General features: G+C 62.3%; 18 protein-coding genes. 10 read left to right on the top strand and 8 right to left on the bottom strand.

Annotated features, from left to right (window positions below; genetic code table 11):
- Positions 1 to 36: 36 nt before the first annotated feature.
- A complete protein-coding gene (locus C9422_RS31465) occupies positions 37 to 1500 on the bottom strand; it encodes a coniferyl aldehyde dehydrogenase (protein ID WP_116583358.1) in 1464 nt (487 codons plus the stop codon).
- Between the two features lie 10 nt (positions 1501 to 1510).
- The gene (locus C9422_RS31460) at positions 1511 to 3562 is read right to left on the bottom strand and encodes an alkyl/aryl-sulfatase (RefSeq protein WP_116583357.1); all 2052 of its coding nucleotides are present in this window, start codon (positions 3560 to 3562) and stop codon (positions 1511 to 1513) included.
- Positions 3563 to 3888: 326 nt separating this feature from the next.
- Here C9422_RS31460 and C9422_RS31455 point away from each other — a divergent pair, with 326 nt between their 5' ends.
- The 5 genes from C9422_RS31455 to C9422_RS31435 all read left to right on the top strand — a co-directional run bounded on the left by C9422_RS31455 (position 3889) and on the right by C9422_RS31435 (position 9594).
- Entirely contained in the window at positions 3889 to 4674 is a 786-nt protein-coding gene (locus tag C9422_RS31455) for an enoyl-CoA hydratase/isomerase family protein (protein WP_116583356.1), read from the top strand.
- A gap of 30 nt (positions 4675 to 4704) precedes the next feature.
- Complete coding sequence (locus tag C9422_RS31450; protein ID WP_116583355.1) at positions 4705 to 5952, top strand: thiolase family protein; 1248 nt, start codon at positions 4705 to 4707, stop codon at positions 5950 to 5952.
- Positions 5953 to 5963: 11 nt separating this feature from the next.
- Positions 5964 to 7121 carry an acyl-CoA dehydrogenase family protein gene (locus C9422_RS31445; protein ID WP_116583354.1) on the top strand — a complete coding sequence of 386 codons (1158 nt, stop codon included), beginning with the start codon at positions 5964 to 5966 and terminating at the stop codon, positions 7119 to 7121.
- 72 nt (positions 7122 to 7193) lie between these two features.
- Positions 7194 to 7970 carry an SDR family NAD(P)-dependent oxidoreductase gene (locus C9422_RS31440; RefSeq protein WP_116583353.1) on the top strand — a complete coding sequence of 259 codons (777 nt, stop codon included), beginning with the start codon at positions 7194 to 7196 and terminating at the stop codon, positions 7968 to 7970.
- 37 nt (positions 7971 to 8007) lie between these two features.
- A complete protein-coding gene (locus tag C9422_RS31435; protein ID WP_116583352.1) occupies positions 8008 to 9594 on the top strand; it encodes a class I adenylate-forming enzyme family protein in 1587 nt (528 codons plus the stop codon).
- A 452-nt stretch (positions 9595 to 10046) separates the two neighbouring features.
- Here the strand turns inward: C9422_RS31435 and C9422_RS31430 are convergent, their stop codons facing one another.
- The 6 genes from C9422_RS31430 to C9422_RS31405 all read right to left on the bottom strand — a co-directional run bounded on the left by C9422_RS31430 (position 10047) and on the right by C9422_RS31405 (position 15953).
- Positions 10047 to 10820, bottom strand: a complete 774-nt coding sequence (locus C9422_RS31430) for a hypothetical protein (RefSeq protein WP_116583351.1) — start codon at positions 10818 to 10820, stop codon at positions 10047 to 10049.
- A 16-nt stretch (positions 10821 to 10836) separates the two neighbouring features.
- Positions 10837 to 11655, bottom strand: a complete 819-nt coding sequence (locus tag C9422_RS31425; protein WP_116583350.1) for a DUF2092 domain-containing protein — start codon at positions 11653 to 11655, stop codon at positions 10837 to 10839.
- Positions 11656 to 11846: 191 nt separating this feature from the next.
- On the bottom strand, positions 11847 to 12821 hold the full coding sequence (locus C9422_RS31420) for an acetyltransferase (protein ID WP_116583349.1): 975 nt from the start codon (positions 12819 to 12821) through the stop codon (positions 11847 to 11849).
- A gap of 12 nt (positions 12822 to 12833) precedes the next feature.
- Entirely contained in the window at positions 12834 to 13622 is a 789-nt protein-coding gene (locus C9422_RS31415) for an SDR family oxidoreductase (RefSeq protein ID WP_116583348.1), read from the bottom strand.
- Between the two features lie 37 nt (positions 13623 to 13659).
- On the bottom strand, positions 13660 to 14829 hold the full coding sequence (locus C9422_RS31410) for a sulfotransferase (protein WP_116583347.1): 1170 nt from the start codon (positions 14827 to 14829) through the stop codon (positions 13660 to 13662).
- A complete protein-coding gene (locus C9422_RS31405) occupies positions 14826 to 15953 on the bottom strand; it encodes a DUF1214 domain-containing protein (RefSeq protein ID WP_218279158.1) in 1128 nt (375 codons plus the stop codon). Before C9422_RS31405 ends, C9422_RS31410 begins: the two co-directional genes overlap by 4 nt.
- A 208-nt stretch (positions 15954 to 16161) precedes the next feature.
- Between C9422_RS31405 and C9422_RS31400 the strand changes: the two genes are divergently transcribed.
- The 5 genes from C9422_RS31400 to C9422_RS31380 all read left to right on the top strand — a co-directional run bounded on the left by C9422_RS31400 (position 16162) and on the right by C9422_RS31380 (position 22188).
- Positions 16162 to 16632, top strand: coding sequence for an SRPBCC domain-containing protein (locus tag C9422_RS31400; RefSeq protein WP_116583346.1), 471 nt, complete (start codon positions 16162 to 16164; stop codon positions 16630 to 16632).
- 65 nt (positions 16633 to 16697) lie between these two features.
- Positions 16698 to 17642: a sulfate adenylyltransferase subunit CysD gene (cysD, locus tag C9422_RS31395; RefSeq protein ID WP_256590055.1), complete on the top strand. Its 945-nt coding sequence runs from the start codon at positions 16698 to 16700 to the stop codon at positions 17640 to 17642.
- Positions 17642 to 19534, top strand: a complete 1893-nt coding sequence (gene cysN / locus C9422_RS31390; RefSeq protein ID WP_116583344.1) for a sulfate adenylyltransferase subunit CysN — start codon at positions 17642 to 17644, stop codon at positions 19532 to 19534. The genes cysD and cysN overlap by 1 nt, the downstream gene beginning before the upstream one ends.
- 152 nt (positions 19535 to 19686) lie before the next feature.
- Entirely contained in the window at positions 19687 to 20859 is a 1173-nt protein-coding gene (locus C9422_RS31385) for a helix-turn-helix transcriptional regulator (protein WP_116583343.1), read from the top strand.
- A gap of 261 nt (positions 20860 to 21120) precedes the next feature.
- Entirely contained in the window at positions 21121 to 22188 is a 1068-nt protein-coding gene (locus C9422_RS31380) for an alpha/beta fold hydrolase (protein WP_116583342.1), read from the top strand.
- The last annotated feature ends 411 nt before the right edge of the window (positions 22189 to 22599 follow it).

Below are 22599 nucleotides of genomic sequence, written 5' to 3'. Positions count from 1 at the left end.
CTTGTAGGAGCTGCCGCAGGCTGCGATCTTTTGATTCTAAGGTTTCAACAGAGCGCCGATGACCCGGCGAAACACCTTGCCATAAGGCGGCCGCAGCACCCCCATGACATCCCAACGCGGCGGCGTGAACACCGAACGCTCCAGGCTGAACGCCTTGAAGCCATACCCGCCGCGATACCGGCCAAACCCCGAGTGACCGCAGCCACCAAAGGGCAAATCGGTCTGGAACAGGTGCTGCATGACTTCATTGATGCAAGCGCCGCCCGAATGGGTGCGTTCCAGCACATGCCGGGCTTCAGCGCGGTCGTTGCCGAAGTAATACAGCGCCAGGGGTCGCGGATGCCCGTTGATGTAGTCGAGCACCTCGTCGATGTGGCGATAGCCGCGAATCGGCAGCAGCGGACCGAAGACTTCTTCTTGCATCGCCAGTGTCGAGTCCGGCGGATCAACCAGCAGGGTCGGTGCGATTTTGCGCGAAGCGCTCAAGTCCTCATTGGCCGGGTTGACCTCGATCATCCGCACGCAATGTTCACGAGCGTCTTGCAGGCAGGCCTGCATCCGCCGGTATTGCCCCGGCGTCGCCATGGCCGTGTAGTCGGGATTGTCCAGCAGCGTCGGGAACATGCGCCGCAGTTCGACCTGCATACAACTCAACAGGCGTTCACAGTCATCCTCGTGCACAAACACATAGTCGGGTGCGATACAGGCCTGTCCACTGCTGACCCCCTTCCCGCCCCAGATGCGTCTGGCGGCGTTTTCCAGGTCGGCGCCGCGGCCAATGACGGTCGGCGACTTTCCGCCCAGTTCAAGGGTCAGCGGCGTCAGGTGTTGCGCCGCAGCGCGCATCACCAACCGCCCGACCCGTGGGCTGCCGGTGAACACCAGATGATCCAGCGGCATGGCGGAAAATTCCGCGCCCAGTTCAGCGCCGCCGATGAAGCCTGCCACTTCGCTGTCATCGAACTGCTCGGCCAGCAGCTCGATCAGTAAAGCCGCCGTTGTCGGTGACTGATCGGAGAACAGGATGATCGCGCGGTTCCCCGCCGCCAGTGCCTCGGCCAGCGGCCCCAGGGCGATGGCAATCGGGAAATTCCACGGCGAAATGATGCCGATGGTCCCCAGTGGCTGATAGTGGATTTCAGCCTTCGCGCCCAGCCAGCCGCCCCCCAGCTCCGCTTTGCGACGCTCCGGTCGCATCCAGCGGCGAACATGGTCACGGGCATACTTGAGGCCGCGGATCGGCAACAGCACATCGGCCATCAGCGATTGATCATGGCTGCGCCAGGTGAAATCCCGGGCCAGCGCCTCGCACAGCCGTTGTCGATGATTGACCAACAGCGTGATGACCCGGTTGATGCGCTCGATCCGCAGTTCGGCCGAGGGCGGCCCCTCGACCCGGGACGCCGCCTGTTGTCGGGCCAGAACCGCGCGGACCCCGTCGATCGCAGCGTTGGCGGGTGTCACGGCAGATGTGTCGATGTCGTCCATCGCAGGGTGCATGGTGCAGCTCCTATCGTGCTGGCGCATTGGGCCCGACCAGCTCAAAGTCCGGTGAGAATTTGTCCAGCGAACCGAGCACGTCATAGACCGCCAGTTTGCTGCCATTGATCTTCAGGTCGCCTTTGAATACCGCTTCGATCGGCGACACTTTCTCCGCCAGGATGGCGTTGAGGGTTTCGCGCGTCAGGGTCAAGGTGGCATCGGCCTGCTCGGCGTTGTAATCGGCGATATAGGTCAACGCCGAGTTCTCCAGATTGAGCATGTACCGCTTGCCCGAGGTGCCGATGTCGGTGAAGTTCCAGTTGAGGACGATGTGTTTGCCCTCGACATCCGGGGCCTTCAGGCGAACGCCCAGGTAATCGAATATGTTCTCGATGGTCAGCGCCCGAAGCATGTCGGGGCTGGCTGTGCGCAGCGGCGAAGCGAGTTTCTTGCCGCCGCTGCGGTGCTCCATGGCCGCCGCCAGGTAGCTGTTGCGCTCAACTGCCGACTCGGCCTGGTAGCCCAATTGCTCGAGGGCATCGGCTGCAAGCTCTCGGGCTGCGCTGTTGGTGGGTTCGGCATAGGTCAAATGACTCATGGCCTGCGCCACCCAGCGGTACTGACCGTTGGCAAAATCGCTGCGCGCACGGGCCAGCACGGCGTCGGCGCCGCCGCCATACTCGACGAATTTCTTGCCGTAATCACCGTCGGACAACGCGTCCAGATTGGCCGGGTTGGCGTCATACCAGCCCATGTATTGCTGATACACCGCCTTGGCGTTGCGCTGCACCGACCCGTAGAAACCATGGGTGAAGGTTTCGCTGGCCAGGCTCGCCGGGACGTGATCGCGCATGTACTCGGCAATCTCCACCGGTTTGTAACCCTTGTTGATCAAGCGCAGGGACTGGTCGTGCAGCCACTTGTACATGTCCCGTTGCTTGGACAAATAGTTGACCACGCGCTCGTGGCCAAACACCGGCCAGCCATGCTGCCCCACCAGGATGTCGGCACCGGGCGCGAACTGGTGCAGGGATTGATTGAGGTATTTCGACCAGGCCAGGCCATCACGGATGGTCGCGCCGCGCAACGTCAGCAACTGATGCTGGGTCGGCAGTGCCAGTTCACCGGTATCGATCACCTTGAACTGCGGGAAGTAGTGGATGAATTCGGCGGGCGCTTCGGTGCCGGGGGCGAGCATGTTGACGATCTCGACGCCGTCGATGGTCAGCGTTTGCACCGGCTGGCTGAGTTCCAGGGTCGGCGGGATCATCGTGATGGTGCCGTTGGACAACGCCTTGGCGCCGCCGAGGTCGATCTGGCCCTGGGCGCTGCGCGGCAACGTGGTGCCGAACTGGTACTCGGCGCGGCGGCTCATGGCGTTGCCGGCCATCACGTTCTCGGCCACCGAGGTTTCCATGAAGCCTGCCGGGGCAATGATCTGCACTTTGCCCGACTTCACATCCTCTTCGTCGACGATGCCGCGAATACCCGCGAAGTGATCGACATGGCTGTGGTTGTAGAACACCGCCACCACCGGTTTGCGCGGCCGATGCTGGTAATACAGTTCCAGCGACGCGTGCGCCACCTCGGTGGCCAGGTTGCAGTCGATGATGATCAGGCCGGTCTTGCCTTCGATGATGGTCATGTTGGTCAGGTCAAGACCGCGCACCTGATAGAAACCGTCGGTGACCTTGAACAGCCCGTTGGCCATGCTTTTGCGGGCTTGCTGCCACAGGCTCGGATTGACCGTCGCCGGCGCATCCGGGCTGTCGAGAAATTCGTAGCCTTTGAGGCTGTACACCACGTGCCCATCGGCCGCGGTGGTTTCGGCGTCCGGCAGGCTGGCAATGAAGCCGCGCTGGATGTCGGCTTCCACCTGCGGATCGGCGGCGGGCATGGTGTGCGCCGTGGTTGCATTGACGGCGATGGTCGCCGCCGTCGCGGCTTTCTGGCCTCCCTGCCCTGCGCTGTTTTCGACCGCTGGCAAGTGAACGCCGGTTTGCCCCCGCGACCATTGCAGCGCCCCGACAATGCTGGCGGCCAACACTGACACCGTCAGCACTACGCGGATTTTCTTCATCGCACGGTCTCTCTGTAATTGTTGTTCGAATACCGTTTCGATGGTGCAAGCAAGTGCGCTGACCTGCCGGTCTTCTCGATCAATTCATCTGTCTTCACAGGCATGCCCTGTAGGAGCTGCCGAAGGCTCGGGCCGCGTTCGGACGATCTTTTCAAGATCAAAAGATCGCAGCCTTCGGCAGCTCCTACACGGGGGGTTGTGGTGTTTGGGGCATTCCCGGGGGACAAGCGCTTTCGTTGCAATGACCTGCGACCGCAGCGCGCGCATTCCTACTATCGGCCCATCCACTACGCCAAATGCGCGACTAACAATAAAAGGGTGTTGTCATGAGTGAAGATGTCTTGCTGTATGAAATCGTCGGCCCGGTGGCGCGCCTGACGCTGAATCGGCCACGGGCCATGAACGCGCTGAACCTGGCGACACTGGCCGAACTCGAGCGTTGCCTGAACGACATCGCGCGCAACGACGAGCTTCGGGTGGTCATCCTCACGGGCAGTGGTCCGGCCTTCTGCGCCGGTGCCGATCTGAAAGAAGTGTTGGCCGGCGCCTGCCTGCCCGCCGGCGAAGCCGACTTCCTCGACCGCGCCAATCAGGTCTTCGGTCAGTTGCGCAACTTCCCCAAACCGGTGATCGCCGCGCTCAACGGCGTGACCATGGCCGGTGGCCTGGAACTGGCCATGTGCGCCGACATCGTGGTCGCCGCGCAAACCGCGACCCTCGCCGATGCCCACGCCAACTTCGGCGTCTACCCCGGTGCCGGCGGCGCGGCGGTGTTGCCACGCCTGATTCCGTTGAACGTGGCGATGTACCTGCTGCTGACCGGAAAATCGCTCTCGGCCACGGAAATGAAAGGCTATGGCCTGGTCTGCGAAGTCCACGCCGATGAACAACTGGCCGACGCCACCCTCAGCCTGGCCAACCAGATCGCCAGGAAGAGCCCGATTGCCCTGCGCCGCATGAAAGAAGTCGCGCGCACGTCGGCTGACAAGTCCCGTGACGACGCCTTGCTGCACGAGCAAGTGATGTTGCGCCAGCACCTGCGCACCGCCGACTTCCAGGAAGGCCTGCAGGCCTTCGGTGAAAAACGCGCACCGAACTTCAAGGGCCGCTAGGCCGTTCACTGCAATTTTCAGGATCAGACAATGAACGATATCTACGTAGTGGGCGTCGGCATGACGCCGTTTGGCCGCTTGCTGGAGCGCAGCGTCTACGACATGGTCGACGAAGCCGTGGGCCTGGCGTTGAAAGATGCCGGCGCCAGCAGCGCCGACGTCGGCTCGGTGTACTACAGCACCATGACCAACGGCCTGTTGCAGGGCCAGACCGGCATTCCCGGCCCGATCGCCATGCGCCGCATCGGCATCGAAGGCGTGCCGGTGTTCTCGGTGGAGAACGCCTGTGCCTCCGGCTCGTCGGCGTTCAACCTGGCCACGCTGGCCTTGCGCGCCGGTCAATGCGACATCGCCCTGGCGGTCGGCGCCGAAAAAATGAACATCCCGGACAAGGCCAAGATGTTCGCCGTGTTCGACGGCGGCTGGGACGTGTCCACGGTCGAGCAGAACAAGCACACCCTGCTGGCCATGGGCGAAGGCATCGTGCCGCCGCCGGGCACCGTGTCCGAACGCCCCTACAGCGTGTTCATGGACGTGTATGCCGCCATCGCGCGCAATCACATGCTGCGTTACGGCACCACCCAACGGCAGATCGCCGCGGTGGCCGCAAAGAACCACCAGCACTCGGTGCACAACCCGCTCTCGCAGTTCCAGCAAGCCTTCAGGATCGACGAAGTGCTGGCTTCACCTGCGATCTGCTATCCGCTGACCACGCTGATGTGCTCGCCGATCAGCGACGGCGCCGCGGCTGTCCTGCTGTGCAACGCCGAGGGCCTTAAGCGCTTGAAGCATGCCGGCGACCGCGCCGTTCGCGTACTCGCCAGCGTGGTGCAGACCGGCAGCAACCGTGGCCTGGATGAACCGGAAAAAATCATTGCCCACCTGGCGGCGAAAAAAGCCTACGACCAGGCCGGCGTCAGCCCTGGCGACGTCAGCGTTGCGGAAGTGCATGACGCCTCGGCCATCGGCGAAATCCTCAACGCCGAATCGCTGATGCTGGTGCCGTTCGGCGAAGGTGGCCCGGCGGCTGAGCGCGGTGATTTCACCGTCGGCGGCCGGATGCCGATCAACCCGTCCGGTGGCCTCGAATCCAAGGGCCACCCGATTGGTGCCACCGGTCTGGGGCAGATCCACGAACTGGTCACGCAACTGCGCGGTGAAGCCGGCAAGCGCCAGGTCGAAGGTGCGCGCATCGCCATCCAGGAAAACGGCGGCGGACTGTTCGGCATCGAAGAAGCCGTGGTCGCCGTCAACATTCTCGCCAATAACAACATTTAAGGAGAGCCCTCATGGGACACGTCATGCGCACCCCGGAACAACTCGAAGCCGTCGAGAGTTTCCGGCGTTTCCTGGCCGACAAGATCGACCCGGTGTTCAACAAGGAATACCGCGACAAATTCATCCCTCGGGAAAAGATGTCCGAGATCATGCGCCAGCTCACCGAGTTCGGCATGATCAGCGGCGCCGTCAGTGAAGAACACGGCGGCCTGGGCCTGGACTGGCCAACCCTGATCATGCTCTTCGAAGAAGTCGCCGCCTGTTCGGTGGACCTGTCGACGCCCGTGGTCATCAACTCCTTCGGCGCGCAGATGCTGGAAAAACTCGCCCCGGACCACCTGCGCGAGCGTTACCTGCCGGGGTTGATCAGCGGTGAGCTGTTCGTCAGCGTCGGCATTTCGGAACCGGACGTCGGCTCCAATGTGCTGGAGATCAAGACCCGCGCTCGCCGCGACGGTGACGACTTCATCATCAACGGTGAAAAGACCTGGATCAGCAACGGCTCCTACTCCGACTTCCTGATCTGCACCTGCCGCACCGGCGATGACCCGCGCAAGGGCCTGACCCACTTCCTGCTGGATCGCAAAGAACATCCGTACGAAGTGCAAGACATCCACAAGATCGCCTGGAACAGCCAGTCCACCGCGCAGATTTTCCTCAACGACGTACGGGTTCCGGCCAGCAACATCATCGGCAAGGAAGGCGAAGCGCTGAAAAACACCCTGTCGTTCTTCGAGCGTTCGCGGGTGTTCGTCGCCGCCCAAGGCCTGGGCATCGGTCGTCGCGCACTGGAAGAAGCCGTGCGTTACGCCAAGGAGCGCAAGCAGCACGGCAAAGTGATTGCCGGCCACCAGTTGATCTCGGCGATGCTTGCGGAAATGGCGACCCACGTCGATGCCGCCCGCCTGCTGACCTACCGTGCCGCCGAGATGATCGGTGCCGGCATCCCGGCGGAAATGGAAGCGGCCATGGCCAAGTACTTCGCCTGCGAAGCCGCCGTGACCATCGCCCGCCAGGCCGTGCAGATCCACGGTGGCGCCGGCGTCACCACCGATTTCCTGGTGGAAAAACTCGCCCGTGAAGCCATCGTCGTGCCGATTCCCGAGGGCACTTCGCAGATCCAGCAACTGATCATTGGTCGCGCCCTGACCGGGGTCAACGCGTTCTGATCAGCCGCCCGTTCCATCTCCAACAATAACAACCCGGCTCCTTCGAGCCGGGCAGCGAACAAGGACACCTTCATGCGCATTCAAGACAAAGTCATCGTGATCACCGGCGGCGCTTCGGGCCTGGGCCTGGCCACCGCGCATTACATGGCCGGTGAAAAAGCCGCCCGCGTGGCGATCTTCGACCTGAACATCGAAGCCGGCGAACAGGCTGTGGCCGAGATTGGCGCCGACCGCGCCATGTTCGTGCAGACCGATGTCAGCGATGAGACCTCGGTGCAGAACGCGGTGAATGCCGTGATCGGCAAATTCGGCGCCATCCATGTGTGCATCAACGGCGCCGCCGTACCCAACGGTTTCAAGGTGCTGGGCAAGGAAGGCAAGGCAGCGCCGCTGGCGAAATTCGCCCTGGCCACGGCGATCAACCTCAATGGTGTGTTCAACGTGATGTCCAAGTGCGCCGAACACATGGCCAACAACGAAGCCGAAGCCGGCGAAGAGCGCGGTGTGGTGATCAATGTGTCGTCGGGGGCCGCCTATGAAGGCCAGGTCGGTCAGTGCGCGTATGCCGCGACCAAGGCCGGTGTGATCGGCATGAACATGCCCGCCGCTCGTGAACTGGGCGCCATTGGCGTGCGGGTCAACGCCATCGCTCCGGGCCTGTTCCTGACCAGCATGGTCGCCGGCCTCGACGAGAAGGTGCTCAACTCGCTGAAAGAACAGATGGAGTCGCCCAAACGCCTGGGTGACATGCGTGAATTCGCGCATTGCTGCGCCTTCCTGATCGAGAACGCCTACGTCAACGGCGAGACCATCCGTCTCGATGCCGCGTCGCGCATGCGCGCCCGCTAAGCGTTGCGGTCTTCCTGAGCCACTGGAGCAATCCACCATGAAAATGAATTTCAGCCGAATCATGCGCTTGCTCGCGCTGCGGCATCGCGACCGGGAGGCGATCGTCAACGTCGAGCGCAACCGGCGTTTCACCTACGAGCAGTATCACCTGCTGACCAACCGTATCGCCGACGTCCTGCGCTCCAGGCTGCAAGTGCGGGCGGGCGAGCGCTTCATGCTGATCCTGGAAAACGACAACCTCAGCCTGATGATGTTTCCCAGCACCTTCAAGCAGGAAGGCACGGTGGTCATGACCAACCTGCGCGACCCGCTCGACGAGCATGCGCGGCAGATCGACCTGGTCCGGCCGCGGGTGGTGTTTATCGAAACCCGCCTGCTGGACAGCTACTACAGCACGCTGCGCAGCCGCGATTGCGAGATCGTGGTGATGGACCCGCCGACGCCTGAGCAAGCCGCCCTCCCCGGCGTGTTCAGCTTCTGGCCGTTAGTGGAAACGGCATCGGACCTCGACTACGACCTGAGCCTCGACAGCGACCAGCACATCTGCATGTTGCGTTTCACCGGTGGCACCACTGGCAAAGGCAAGTGCGCGATGTACTCGATCGACAACTGGATGGCCTGCCGCGACGCGGCGTTCATCAACACGGATCTTGGCTTGTCCGCCAATACACGGTTGCTGCACGTCTCACCGTTGTCCCACGGCACCATCATGTTGTTCTTCCCCACGGTTTACGGCGGTGGCACCAACATCACCCTGAATCAGCTGGACATGGAAAACTGGCGGCAGATTGTCGAAAGCGAACGCGTCACCCATTCGTTCCTGGTGCCGACCGTGCTGTATCGCCTGCTGGAAATGCAGCGCGCCAATCCGAGGGATTTCTCTTCGCTGACCACGCTGATCTACGGCGCCGCGCCCATGAGCCCGGACAAGCTTGGCGAACTGGTGGAATGCTTCGGGCAGATTTTTGTCCAGGGCTACGCCGCCACCGAGTCGCCGATGATGATCGCCGCGCTGGACAAGGCTGCGCATCAACCCGGCAATGCCGCCGCCCTGCGACATCTGTCCTCGGCTGGCCGGCCTACCCCCGGTGTCGAGGTGTTCATCGCCGACGCGGATGGCCTGCCGTTGCCGATTGGCGCAACCGGTGAAATCCGCATCCGCTGCAAAGCCATCATCAAGGGTTACTACGAAAACCCGGAAGCAACGGCCGCGGAATTTGACGACGGTGCCTGGAAGTCCGGCGACCTCGGGTACATCGATGCTGACGGCTACCTGTACATCGTCGACCGGCTCAAGGACATGATCATCAGCGGCGGCTTCAACGTCTACGCGGTAGAAGTCGAGGCCGCGCTGGCGGCGCATCCGTCGGTGCTGATGGCCGCCGTGGTCGGCATCCCGCACCCGGAATGGGGTGAAGCGGTGCATGCCGAAGTGATCCTGCGTCAGGGGCAAACAGTCACGCCTGAAGAGTTGATCGCACAGACGCGCACTCGATTGGGCGGCTACAAAGCGCCGAAATCGCTGGTGTTCGTGGATGAACTGCCCACTTCCGTGGTGGGCAAGGTATTGCGCCGACAGGTTCGCGAAAAGTACTGGCAGGGAGCTTCACGCAAAATCAGTTGAAATGCACAGGGCCACTGTAGGAGCTGCCGCAGGCTGCGATCTTTTGCTGTTTCGAAATGGCTCAAGATCAAAAGATCGCAGCCTCCGGCAGCTCCTACAGAAACACCCGACACCTTGTGGGCGCTGGCGCGGCCTGTGATCTTTTGCGGTTTCGGAATTGCTTGAGATCAAAAAAACGCAGCCTGTAGGAGCTGCCGCAGGCTGCGATCTTTTGGCGGTTTCGGGGTTGCTAAAAGATCGCAGCCTTCGGCAGCTCCTACAGAAACACCCGACACCTTGTGGGCGCTGGCGCGGCCTGCGAGCTTTTGCGGTTTCGGAATTGGTTGAGATCAAAAGATCGCAACCTGTAGGAGCTGCCGTAGGCTGCGATCTTTTGGCGGTTTCGGAGTCGATTAAGATCAAAAGATCGCAGCCTGCGGCAGCTCCTACAGATACATGCGATCTTCCGGGGATCAGGGCATCGGCACGACGGTGTAATAAACCCCGTTGGCACCAAAGGACGGTCGTAACCAAGCGTTGCCGCACTGGTAATACGTGGTATTGGAGAAGCTTATCAAGCCACAACCCGGGGGCAGTGAGGCATACGTCGCGCCCATGGGCATTGTCGGTGGTGCGGAGGCCACCATGCCGGCGTTATAGCTGGCGTTCTGGTCGGCGACCGTCGCTGCTGCTTCACCGACGACCACGCCCGCCGCAGCGGCAGCTGCCGGATTGACGCCCTCGTTATAGCCACAGTTGTAGCAGCCACTGCTGGCAATCACCGCGGTTGGCGGATGGTAGTAAGCGGTCCCGTAAGGCACCGCATGGTAGGCGGTTGTGCCATAAACGGGGGGGCGGTAAGCCGTCGTGCCATAGCCATCCGCGTGATAGCCGGCGGCGGTGGCGCCATTTTCACCTTGCGCATGCCAGGCACCTTCGCCACCCGAAGCCGTTCCACCTTCCGCGCCCGTGCCGTGCCACGAGCCTTCTCCACCGGACGCCGTGCCGCCGCGATAGCCTGTGCCGCTCCAGCTCCCATCGCCTCCGGAAGCCGAGCCGCCGCGATTGGTTTCGCCACTCCAACTGCCGCCACCGCCCGAAGCCGAGCCGTATTCACCCGAATGACTCCATGAGCCCCCGCCTCCGTAAGTGCGCCCGAAGCCGGAAGCGTGGGACCAGGCCGCTGCCTGGTTGCAGGTGAGCAGCGCGACAAGCAGGCCGGCGAATTTCAAGGTAGATCTGTTCATGGGTCAGTCTCCTTGTTCAGGGTTTCGCCACGGGTTCTTTTACCCCTTGCGGGGCACGAAGATCGGGCGGTGGGGCAAACTGAATGCGGTGGGCCGTTTCGATGTGGTCAGGCTTGAAAAAATCGGCAGGCATCGTCGACTGGAGCTTCCAGTCACTGAAGTCGACTTGATGCCGGGATCGTGTCGGATCATCGAGAAACACCGCGCGCAACCGGCGTGGCAGTTTGTCCTGCACGCCGATCCACGCCTGCACGAACACGCTGTCGCTGGTGTAGGCGATCACATCGGTGGTGGTATCACCGACCACCGTGCTTTGGCCGACGTAGAACGCCACACGCATGTCCCGGGACAAATCCTTGTAGGGATCGGCGACGATCACGTCGGTAAACGGAAAGTAGATCGCGGCACGCTGGTACGCGGCCTCGAGGGTCGCATCAATGGTAGGCGGCGCGTCCGCCTGAGCCAGCAAGTCGCCTTTACGTTCGAAGGCATAGGCTTTTTTGCCGTCGTAGTAAAACTCGGTGGCCGGACCGTCGCCGGACGTCAACACACGAAGGCGATCCGGTCGTTGCACGTTGACCAGGTCCACCGTGCCATAGGCCAGGGGCGGCCCTAGCCGGCTGGGCCTCTCGTAGGTCGTGACGGCTTTGAAACTCATGCCCTGAGTGCCCGCGAGCCTGGCACTCATTGCCTTTAGAACCTCCAACGCCTTGGGTTCCAGTTGCACCGCAGGCGGATTGGCAGAGGGAGCTTGTGCGGCGTGCAGCGGGATGGCGAACAGACCTATGGCTAGACCGAAACAGAACAACCGGACAGGCGTTTGGAAGGTAGGCATCGATTGTTCTCCACGGAAACCTGCAGGTCGATCACGCGTCGTCAGAGTCATTAGAAAAGCTCAGTTACCGGGTGATTGCCATGCATTCGGGAAAATAGTTTGAACAAATCCGCTCGGAAACCTGCGCAATGGCTACAGCGCGTCAATCTGCAGGTGAAATCCGGCATCCGTGCCGGACTGTCTCTGCAATCTCAGCAACATCCGGACGAATAAGCTGCAAGCAAGCGCTCTGCAAACGCGGGCAGATCCGACTCGGCCAAACGGTTGATGCCGGCTGCACGCTTGCGTCCACCTCCCGTCGGGAACTGACGGCAGAACGCATCCGCCGCCTGTTCGCTGCCGTCAGGTACACGAAGGCTGAACCCCCATTCACCATTGGCCTTGGCACTGAGCAGACCGATGGCCAGGTGCGGAGCCTGTGCCGCCAATTGGTTGGCCAGCACACCGCTGACCCGTCGCGCCCATGGCTGCGGCGGCAAGCGATAGAGCCGCGCGCCGTTGCCCTCACGCCACGGCACCAGGTCAGCGGCTGCCGCCATGTCGGCGGCGTGCCCCTCTTTCAGGGTGATGAAACTCGCGCTGTCGCGGATGAAGTCCATTGGATCGCGGTACGGCAACAGTTCGCCGGCCAGTGCCAACGGATCGAAATGCAGGTCCTCCAGGCTGTCGCCGTAGGCGTTGTAGTTCAACAACTGACCCAGTTCTTCCAGCGCCACCACCTCATCCGTATTCAACCCGTATCGTTCGGCCAGCGCACGCGCCGGACCGGCCAGGCCATCTCCAAAGGCGGCGATCACCGCCCAGCGGTGCTCCCGTCCCGAGAGGTAATTGTCCACCAGGATGCTGGTACACACATGGGCCGCCGTATCGATAAATGACTCGAATGCCGGGTGTCGAGGCAGGTCACCCGCATAGTGGTGATCGAAATAGCGCACCCGGGCACCGGCGTCGAGTAAACGCCGGGTATCCTCGCGATTCTGCTCGTGAGCCACATCCAGCACAGTGACCCGCTCGCCATGAGCGGCCGTGACCCGGCGCAACAGTTCGATATCGCGCTTGACCCCACTGATCAAGCGCACCTCGGGCTCCAGTTCCCCGGCCAGTCGCAATTGCTGCAGTGCACAGAGGCCATCTGCATCGCCGTTAAAGGCACAGTGATCAATCATCTGTCATGTTCCTCAGCACATCATTTCGCCGCCGTTGGCATCCAGTTGCGCACCATTGATTGCACTGGCGTAGTCCGATGCAAGGAACAGCGCGGCGCGTGCGCACTCTTCATCGGTGCGCATGCGCCCGCCCGGGATCCCGGCACTGAGTTCGGCACGCACCTGTTCTTCACTGACGCCCCGGGCGGCAGCGGTCTGGCGGACCAGGGCCTGGACCGGTTCGCCCCACATCCAGCCGCACGCCAGGCCGTTGACCCGCAGACCATGCACCGCCTGCTCGGTCGCCAGGTAGCGCACTGTCGCGGCCAATGCGCTTTTCGAGGCGGCGTAGGCGGCACCGCCCTGGTATGGCTTGCGGACCCCAAGGGTATTGATCATGACAATGGCGCCGGCGCCCTGGGTGCGCATGGGCGCCAGCACGGCGCGGCTCATGTTCAACGAGCCCAGCAGATTGACCTCCAGGGCCTCGCGCAATGGGGCGTTGTCGCCCTCCTCCACGGACTGGAAACCACCGTGGGAGAAGGCGCTGTTGATCAGCGCATCGATACGCCCGAATTGTTCCAGGGTGTTTGCGGCGAAACGCTGGCAGGCTTCGACATCGGTAATGTCCGTGGGTACACACAACACCTCGCAGGTATGGGTGAGCGCCAAAATACGTTGTTGCGCCTCGAGCAGCCGCGCCTTGTCCCGCGCCCCTATGGCAACGGCGCGCGCACCTTCGCGTGCGGCCTCCATGGCCAACTTGATACCTAGTCCGGGGCCGACACCCGAGACCATCACGACCTTGTCTTTCAACAGCATGGGGAGACTCCTCTTATTGTTATGAGCTGCACGGGTTTCAGGCTTGAATATGCCGGGTCCGGTACTCGGCATAGTCTCGTTGCAAAATCTCTTCGCTGAGGCCGAACTGGCCGGGGCTGTAGTGATGAACCGCGCGCTTTTCACGCCCGTTTGCCTGCAGCCATTGCGCCATGGCGGACCGGGTCTGCGGCGTCAATTGGAGGCCGGCAAACTGATAGATCCTTTCGACGACAGCCTGCGGCTCGGCCACGGTGTCTTCAAAGTGCACATCAAGGAAACACTCCGGGGGCATACGCTCGCGGACGGCCATCCCATGGCGCAACGCACGTGCCATACGGCGGTTCCACTGCTCTCCTACGGCCTCGGCATCGGCCTTGTCGCTGTAGAGCAACCACAGGGTATGGATAAAGCTGGCCAGCGACGGAATGGTCCTGGCGGGTTCGCGATGGGTGAGGACGACCTGTGCTTTTGGAAATACCTCGAACAGCAGCTCCAGGGTATGCAGGTGCTGTGGGCTTTTGAGCAACCAGCGACGGCCCGGCTCGATGCCGCGACGTGCCTGCTGCCATTGCAGGAACTGCAGGGTTCGCTTGAGGTACCGATAGACCTGCGTCTGGTCCTGAGCGTCAAGCCAGGCGGTATAGCTCGGCACATTGACGTAGGAATCCATGGCGCACAGGAACGAGTGTTCCATCAACATGAACTCTTCATCGGGCTGCTCGGCGTCCAGCGGGTGGATGGCCAGCAACTGCGGGAGGAACTCGATCATTCCCGCGACTTCTTCGCGTGCCCGGGCGATGCGCTTTTGTGGCTGCTCCAGTGTTTCACCGGGCAAGGGTGCGGGGTAACGGGTTTCCCACCACAACGCCTTGCTGAACTGCGGGTCCACCGCCAGCGTGCGCTGCAGCAGAGTAGTGCCGGTGCGCGGCAGGCCGACGATCACCAACGGGTCATCGATGGCTTGCTCAAGGATCTCCGGGTGGCGCCGCAGGTGATCCTCCATGACCAGGCGGTTGACCAGTTGCCCCAGCAGTTTTTCCCGCAACAGGCCCCGCCCGGCGGGCGACAGACAGGCTTCGTTGTTCAGGGCGTCGGCCAATACCCGCAGGCCCTGGCGAAAATCGCCGGGACCGAAGTCGTCGAGTCCCCCGGCACGGGAACTGGCTTCCGCCAGCAAGGCATCGAGGGTGAAATCATCGGCGCTCATCGCACAATCTCCTTCAACGCATCGAGCTTGACCACGCGCGTGGTCGGGTGCACGGGATGCTGCGCCCCGACCCAGCGCAAGCACAGGGTGCCGTGGGGATGGCTGGCGGTTTCCAGCCAATTATCAAGGCCCGGATCAACGCCGCAGAGCACCAGGCGCAAGCGGCCATCGGCGTCCAGGCGCGCTGAGTGCTTGTTCAGGCAGATGCGGTGGTAGCGGTAGTCCAGCGACTCCATCCAGTAGTTGTTGATCTGCACATTCCAGAAGTCGCAGTCAGGCACCTGATCGACCTCGATCAGCAAGGCCTCGTCCTCGGCCAGGGCCCAGTAGGAGTGGTAATAGAAAATGTTCGGGTCGCCCCCCACGGACTGGCACAGCGCCTGGTCGGCGGCTGGCAGTTGATTGGGATGGGCCTGGTAACCCTGGGCCCAATCGGCAAACAATCGGGCGGTGTTCTCGACGAAACTGCCCACCCGCTGCAGGCTTTGCTGCAAGCGTGGCGCCGTCAACGGCTCGGGGGTCTGCCCGGCATTCAGGCGCTCTATTCGCAGTTGGGCCGGTTGCTCACTGCTACGGTCAAGAAACGTCTGGCGCACGATCAGGGCATTGCTCTGCGGCTCCAGCCGAAGCCAGTTGCCTTCAGCCGGCTGACGCTGGCTGAGGATGATTTCGAAGTTGCCCTCGGCATCCAGCGCCAGTGACCCGGCATCGAGGAAACCGGTCTGGGTCATCTTGCCATCCGTCTCATACCCCCCCCTCTGGGAGCCGAAGCTGAGGTAGGCCACGCTGCCGCGGTGACCGCTGACCCGGTACTCATGCTCGCCGTTCAGACGCGCATAGCTGTACAGGTTATCCGGGTTGTCGGCGCCGATTTTCGCGGTTTCATGGGACGGGGTGATGAAACCCGGAAAGTCCGGGTCAGCGAATTCCAGGTGCATTTCCAGGGCAATGCGCAGTAACCGGGTGAGATAACGAAAGCCTTCGGCACGGGTCTGCACATCGGCCGGCGCTTCGCGGCGCAGTATCTGCTCGCCGCTGCGGCGCAATTGTTCGCAAAAGAGGTTCCAGCTCTCACCGCTGAGCACCTCCTGATCGATCCTGTCTGTAACCATGTCTGCAACCATGTCACTCTCCTCTGCCGGCGGACATCCCGCCGCTGCCAGTGACCTTAGGGAGTTCCCGCTTGCCGGTTCTTCGTCCGAGCGGACTAAGTGCCCGCCTAGTCCGCTCGGACGAGGAGCCGGGCATCCCGAGCGCGGAGGATCGCGCCTGAGCCCATGGCTTACTCCCGTCGCGATGCGTGGCGCGGAGTCACTCTCAGAGGAGTCACCCATGACCGCAGAGAAAAATCTGGTTCGTTCCGTCATCGTGGACATCGCCGCGCCCGCCGAACGGGTCTGGTCGGTACTGATCGACCTGGCGCGTTATCCGCAGTGGAACCCCTATACCGTCAAGGTCGAGTCGAGCCTGGTACTTGGGGAGCCGGTCAACCTGTTCCTGCCCCATCCGGGGCAACCGGGTGAGTTGCTGCACGTGATCGAATACCTGGCGGACCTCGAGCCCCACCGACTGCTCGCCTGGGAGATGTATGCCACTGCCGACAATCCGGACGCTGCCCGTCGCGAGCAGCACATCGAGCGCACCGGTCCGGCCAGTTGCCGCTACCACACCACCGACCAGTTCCTCGGCGCGACCGCCGACCAGGTCATGGCCAATCATGGTCCCTGGGTGCAACAGGGCTTCGATGCCGTAGCCCGCGCCCTCAAGGTGCGTGCCGAGACGTTGTACGCGTCCGTCGCGTGACCTTCAGCCGCTGTCGCGTTCTTCGTCCGAGCAGACGAAGAAGCGCCGGCGGCGCTTTACCTACCTTGGAGGTCCGCCGGAACCAAACCCGGCAGAAATCGAGGAGGTATCCGATGTTGACTCATCTGCAATGGCTGGAAGCGGAAAGCATCCAGATCATCCGCGAAGTGGTCGCCGAGTGTGAAAACCCGGTGATGCTCTATTCCATCGGCAAGGACAGCGCCGTGATGCTGCACCTGGCGATGAAGGCGTTTGCCCCGGGCAAACCGCCCTTCCCCTTGTTGCACGTGGACACCACCTGGAAGTTTCGCGAAATGATCACGTTCCGCGACCAGACGGCATCGCGCCTGGGGCTGGAACTGCTGGTGCACGTCAATCCCGAGGGCGTGGAAAAGGCCATCGATCCCTTTACCCACGGCTCGGCCCTGCATACCGACGTGTGGAAGACCCAAGGGCTGAAGCAGGCCCTGGACCACTATGGATTCGACGCCGCTTTCGGCGGTGCCCGTCGTGATGAAGAGAAGTCGCGGGCCAAGGAACGGGTGTTCTCGCTGCGCTCCGAGCAGCATCGCTGGGACCCGAAACAGCAGCGCCCCGAGCTTTGGCGCTTGTACAACACACGCAAACGCAAGGGCGAAAGCCTGCGGGTATTCCCGCTGTCGAACTGGACCGAGCTGGATATCTGGCAATACATCTACCTCGAACAGATCCCCATCGTGCCGCTGTATTTCGCCAAGGAGCGCCCGGTGGTTCAGCGTGACGGCACACTGATCATGGTCGACGACGAGCGCCTGCCGCTGCGACCGGGAGAAACGCCCGAAATGCGCAAGGTGCGTTTCCGTACGCTTGGCTGCTACCCGCTGACCGGCGCCATCGACAGCGATGCCGACAACCTGCCGGCGATCATCAGCGAAATGCTGGTAAGCCGTACTTCGGAACGCCAGGGTCGACTGATCGACAGCGATTCGGCCGGTTCCATGGAGAAAAAGAAGCAAGAGGGGTATTTCTGATGAGCGCGCTGAACGACACCTTCAATGGCGACCTGACGCCCTATCTGGAACAGCAGCAGAACAAGCAACTGCTGCGTTTCATCACCTGTGGCAGCGTCGACGATGGCAAAAGCACCCTGATCGGCCGCCTGCTTTACGAGTCCAAGGTACTGTTCGAGGACCAGCTTGGCCAACTCGAAGCCGACTCGAAAAAACTCGGCACCCAGGGCGACGAACTGGACTTCGCCCTGTTGGTCGACGGTTTGAGCGCCGAGCGTGAGCAAGGCATCACCATCGATGTCGCCTATCGGTTCTTCGCCACCGACAAGCGCAAATTCATCGTCGCCGACACCCCCGGCCACGAGCAATACACCCGCAACATGGTCACTGGCGCCTCGACCGCCGACCTCGCGGTGATCCTCATCGATGCTCGCCAGGGCATCCTCACCCAGACCCGCCGGCACAGTTACCTGGTGTCCCTGTTGGGCATCCGCAAGGTCGTGGTGGCCATCAACAAACTGGACCTGGTGGACTATTCCCAAGCGGTGTTCGAACGCATCGAAGCCGATTATCGTGCGTTCGCCACGCAGATTGGCCTGCACGACATCCAGTGCATCCCGCTCTCTGCGCTGCGCGGCGACAACATGCTGGAAGCCAGCCCGAACACACCCTGGTACCAGGGACCGACCCTGCTCCAGCATCTGGAAAACGTCCCCCTTGAGCAGGCTCGCCAGGTCGAGGCCGCGTTCCGCCTGCCCGTGCAATGGGTGAATCGGCCGAACCTCGATTTTCGTGGCTACTGCGGCAACGTCGCCGCGGGCAGCGTCAGCGTGGGGGACCGTATCCGGGTGCTTCCGTCAGGTCATCAGAGCGAGATCACCGGGATCTTCGGCAGCGCCGGGGAACAGCCACAGGCCCTGTGCGGCCAGGCTGTCACACTGACGCTCAAGGATGAAATCGATATCAGCCGCGGCGACATGATTGTCCTGGCCGATGCACCGGCGGCGGTTGCTGACCAGTTCGAGGCGACGCTGGTGTGGATGGACGAAGAGCCGATGTTGCCCGGGCGTCCTTACCTGATGAAGATCGGCTGCCGGACCGTCAGCATGAGCTGCGCCAGCCTCAAGCACCGGGTCGATGTGAACAGCCTGGAACACCTGGCGGCCAAAACCCTGGAGCTGAACGGTATTGGTGTGTGCAACTTGCACCTGGACCGGCCGATCGCCTTCGATGCTTATGCCGATAACCGCGATACGGGCGGATTCATCATTATCGACCGCCTGAGCAACCGAACGGTCGGCGCCGGCATGCTGCACTTCGCCTTGCGCCGCGCACAGAACGTGCACTGGCAGGCCGTCGACGTGAACCGCGAGGCCCACGCGACGCTCAAGGGGCAGTCACCGCGAATCCTGTGGTTCACCGGGTTGTCCGGCGCGGGCAAGTCGACCATCGCCAACCTGGTGGAGCGCAAGCTGCATACCCTCGGCCGGCACACTTACCTGCTCGATGGCGACAATGTCCGCCATGGCCTGAATCGCGACCTGGGCTTCACCGAAGCCGACCGGGTGGAGAATATCCGCCGGGTCTCGGAAGTGGCGAAGCTGATGCTCGATGCCGGTCTGATCACCCTGGTGTCGTTCATCTCGCCGTTCCGTGCCGAGCGCGAGATGGCACGGCGCCTGGCAGGAGACGGTAATTTCCTGGAAATTTTCGTCGATGCGCCACTGGCCCTGGCCGAACAGCGCGACCCCAAGGGTCTGTACCAGAAGGCCCGGCGCGGCGAGTTGAAAAACTTCACCGGGATCGACTCACCTTATGAGCCGCCGGTAGCGCCGGACATCCACATCGATACCCGCAACGAGTCGGCCGAAACGGCCGCCGAACGTATCGTCGAGGCACTGCTGGCACTGTAAAAGCCCATGAGCTCAGCGCTATGCCGGCATCAACCGGTGTAGCGCTGCCTATCACATGGCCCGACAACCCGCCTAAGCCAAACGGACGATTTTCCCGACATGGGCGCGATCAATACTCGAACGACAACAACAAGCAGTAGCGAGGCGCATCCATGACCCTCTCTCTTCCGGTCTGCACGGACCTGCAGCCCGATACCGAAATCCCGTCTGCAGAACTCAGCCGCTTGCTTGCGCTGGTCTATCAAGGCCCCCTTGAATCCACACCCTGGTCCGGCCTGCTGGAAACCTTGCGTCAGCGTTTCGACGCCAGCTTCTTCACCCTGGTGCTTCGCAACCCCGACCATGAACGGCCGGGGCTGATCGTCAATGCATCGATTCATGGTCCCCTGCTGCCAGGCGAGCCGTTCTACAGCGAACAGTACTACGCCATCTGCCCCTTCATCGACTGGCCTGTCGAGCAGGTGGCCAGTGCCGATCAGGTGCTGGGCACCGATGCCTGGCTGGCCCACGACTTCTACCGCAACTATCTGCAACCCCTGGATCTGCGCCACGTCCTGGTCGCCAACATGCGCACGCCCACGGGTATGCACTGCGCCTTGTTCGCCTGCCGCAACCACGCCAGCCGCGACTTCGATGCAACGGAGATTGCCCTGATTCGCCTGCTCCTGCCGCACCTGCAACAAGCGGTGGACCTGCACTCGGCGGTAGAGCAACTGGACTCCGAACGCCAACTCTATGCCGCGACCATCGACCGGCTGATGGTGGGCACGGCGATCCTCGACGAAGACGGCAGAATGATGCGTTGCAACCGCGCCGCCCAGCGACTGTTCGACAGCCGTGACGGCCTGGAATGCCGGCACGACAAGCTCTGTGCCTTCACCAGCCAACAAAACCGCAATGTCCAGCAAGCCATCCAGGCCGTATTGAAACAACGCCAGCGTGGTCTCGATGACATCGAAGTGTTGACCCTGACCCGGCCAAGCGGCGAGATGCCACTCAATTTACTGCTGCGCCCCATCCCCGTGAGCTATCAATCGCGCAACGGCGCACGCCGGCCCGCCGTAGCGGTGTTCATCCGCGACCCGGCGGACTCACCGCAGGCGTCGCGCAACCTGTTGCGCAGCCTGTTCCAGCTGACGCCGACCGAAACCGAAGTGGCCATGCTCGTCATGGACGGGCAAACCCTCGATGAAACAGCCCTGGCCCTTGGGGTTTCGCGCAACACGGTGCGTGCCCATCTGCGCGGGGTGTTCGCCAAGACCGGCGCCACTCGTCAGGCTCAATTGGTCAAGACACTGCTCAACAGTGTGGCGTCGCTTGGCTAGTTCAAAGACTGTAGATCCGTATCTACTTTCCCAACGCGAGCCTCGCGAGGCGTACGCTCGGCAAAAAACCATGTGCGCAGGTCACGGGCCACGCATGACGCCGCTGTGTATCACACTGTGTCAGCGCGACGTCCCGATACACAGACTTTCATCCGGCCGCTGATTGGACACAGGCCGGATACGTTGCCGCGTTTCAATGCAAGCAAGGTTTGCAGGGGTTCAGACCGACCCCCTGGCCATGGCTGGTAATGGAGACATCCCATGAAGATGGCACTGCGCAACAGCAACACCGGCAAGACTCGCCGCCACCTGGTCGGCCCGTCGATCCTCGCATTCAGCCTGTTCGGTGTGCTCGGCGCGGCCCATGCGCAAACGGCCGCCACTGTGCAGCCGGTTACGACCCCTGCCCAAGCCACTCAGGCGGCGCCCTCGCCGTTCGGCCCGCTCAAGCATGTCAACGCCGGGCTGCTGGACGTGGCGTACGCCGAAACCGGCCCGGCCAACGGACCGGTGGTGATCCTGCTGCACGGCTGGCCGTACGACATTCACAGCTATGACGACGTCGCGCCGTTGCTCGCCGCCAAGGGCTACCGGGTACTGATGCCCTATGCGCGCGGCTATGGCGATACGCATTTCCTCTCCGACAAGACCCTGCGCAATGGCCAGCCGGCTGCGCTGGCCAGTGATGTCATCGACTTCATGGATGCGCTGAAGATCAAGCAAGCGGTGCTCGGTGGTTATGACTGGGGTGCGCGTTCGGCCGACATTGTCTCGGCGCTGTGGCCGGAGCGGGTCAAGGCGCTGGTCTCGGTCAGCGGTTATCTGATCGGCAACCAGGCGGCCGGCAAGAACCCGCTGCCGCCCAAGGCGGAACTGCAGTGGTGGTATCAGTTCTACTTCGCCACCGACCGCGGTCGCGCCGGTTACGCAAAAAACACCCACGACTTCGCCAAGCTGATCTGGCAACTGGCTTCGCCGAAATGGGCGTTCGATGACGCCACCTTCGACCGCAGCGCCAAGGCGCTGGACAACCCGGACCATGTCGACATCACCGTGTTCAACTACCGCTGGCGCCTGGGCCTGGTCCAGGGTGAAAGCCGCTACGAAGCGCTGGAGCAGAAGCTGGCCACGGCGCCGTCCATCAGCGTGCCGACCATCACCCTTGAAGGCGATGCCAACGGCGCACCGCACCCGGCCCCCGAAGACTATGCCAAACGCTTCACCGGCAAATACGAGTTCCGGCTGATCAACGGCGGCATCGGCCACAACCTGCCGCAGGAAGACCCGCAGGCGTTCGCCAAGGCTGTGATCGATGCGGATCATCTTTGAGGGCGATCTGACATGGCACACAAAAACCCTGTGGGAGCGAGCCTGCTCGCGAGGGTCTCGAGAGCGCCGCGTTTAGCCAGTAAACAAGCGTCATCGTTAACGACCATCGCTGGCAAGCCAGCTCCCACAGAAGACCGCGACTGTAGGAGCGAGCTTGCTCGCGAGGGTCTCAAGAGCGCCGCGTTTAGCCAGTAAACAAGCGTCATCGTTAACGACCATCGCTGGCAAGCCAGCTCCCACAGAAGACCGCGACTGTAGGAGCGAGCTTGCTCGCGAGGGTCTCAAGAGCGCCGCGTTTAGCCAGTAAACAAGCGTCATCGTTAACGACCATCGCTGGCAAGCCAGCTCCCACAGAAGACCGCGACTGTAGGAGCGAGCTTGCTCGCGAGGGTCTCAAGAGCGCCGCGTTTA

The sequence above is a fragment of the Pseudomonas sp. B1(2018) genome (assembly GCF_003097365.1).
GTDB classification, from domain to species: Bacteria; Pseudomonadota; Gammaproteobacteria; order Pseudomonadales; family Pseudomonadaceae; genus Aquipseudomonas; species Aquipseudomonas laurylsulfatiphila.
This window is presented reverse-complemented; position numbering and strand designations above follow the sequence as displayed.

Bases quoted from the DNA above. Each gene is read 5' to 3' on its own strand.
- C9422_RS31455 (WP_116583356.1), top strand. From the start codon at position 3,889: ATGAGTGAAGATGTCTTGCTGTATGAAATCGTCGGCCCGGTGGCGCGC.
- C9422_RS31460 (WP_116583357.1), bottom strand. From the start codon at position 3,562: ATGAAGAAAATCCGCGTAGTGCTGACGGTGTCAGTGTTGGCCGCCAGC.
- C9422_RS31425 (WP_116583350.1), bottom strand. From the start codon at position 11,655: ATGCCTACCTTCCAAACGCCTGTCCGGTTGTTCTGTTTCGGTCTAGCC.
- C9422_RS31380 (WP_116583342.1), top strand. From the start codon at position 21,121: ATGAAGATGGCACTGCGCAACAGCAACACCGGCAAGACTCGCCGCCAC.
- C9422_RS31415 (WP_116583348.1), bottom strand. From the start codon at position 13,622: ATGCTGTTGAAAGACAAGGTCGTGATGGTCTCGGGTGTCGGCCCCGGA.
- C9422_RS31465 (WP_116583358.1), bottom strand. From the start codon at position 1,500: ATGCACCCTGCGATGGACGACATCGACACATCTGCCGTGACACCCGCC.
- C9422_RS31450 (WP_116583355.1), top strand. From the start codon at position 4,705: ATGAACGATATCTACGTAGTGGGCGTCGGCATGACGCCGTTTGGCCGC.
- C9422_RS31435 (WP_116583352.1), top strand. From the start codon at position 8,008: ATGAAAATGAATTTCAGCCGAATCATGCGCTTGCTCGCGCTGCGGCAT.
- C9422_RS31410 (WP_116583347.1), bottom strand. From the start codon at position 14,829: ATGAGCGCCGATGATTTCACCCTCGATGCCTTGCTGGCGGAAGCCAGT.
- C9422_RS31400 (WP_116583346.1), top strand. From the start codon at position 16,162: ATGACCGCAGAGAAAAATCTGGTTCGTTCCGTCATCGTGGACATCGCC.
- C9422_RS31430 (WP_116583351.1), bottom strand. From the start codon at position 10,820: ATGAACAGATCTACCTTGAAATTCGCCGGCCTGCTTGTCGCGCTGCTC.
- cysN (WP_116583344.1), top strand. From the start codon at position 17,642: ATGAGCGCGCTGAACGACACCTTCAATGGCGACCTGACGCCCTATCTG.
- C9422_RS31385 (WP_116583343.1), top strand. From the start codon at position 19,687: ATGACCCTCTCTCTTCCGGTCTGCACGGACCTGCAGCCCGATACCGAA.
- C9422_RS31440 (WP_116583353.1), top strand. From the start codon at position 7,194: ATGCGCATTCAAGACAAAGTCATCGTGATCACCGGCGGCGCTTCGGGC.
- C9422_RS31405 (WP_218279158.1), bottom strand. From the start codon at position 15,953: ATGGTTGCAGACATGGTTACAGACAGGATCGATCAGGAGGTGCTCAGC.
- C9422_RS31420 (WP_116583349.1), bottom strand. From the start codon at position 12,821: ATGATTGATCACTGTGCCTTTAACGGCGATGCAGATGGCCTCTGTGCA.
- C9422_RS31445 (WP_116583354.1), top strand. From the start codon at position 5,964: ATGGGACACGTCATGCGCACCCCGGAACAACTCGAAGCCGTCGAGAGT.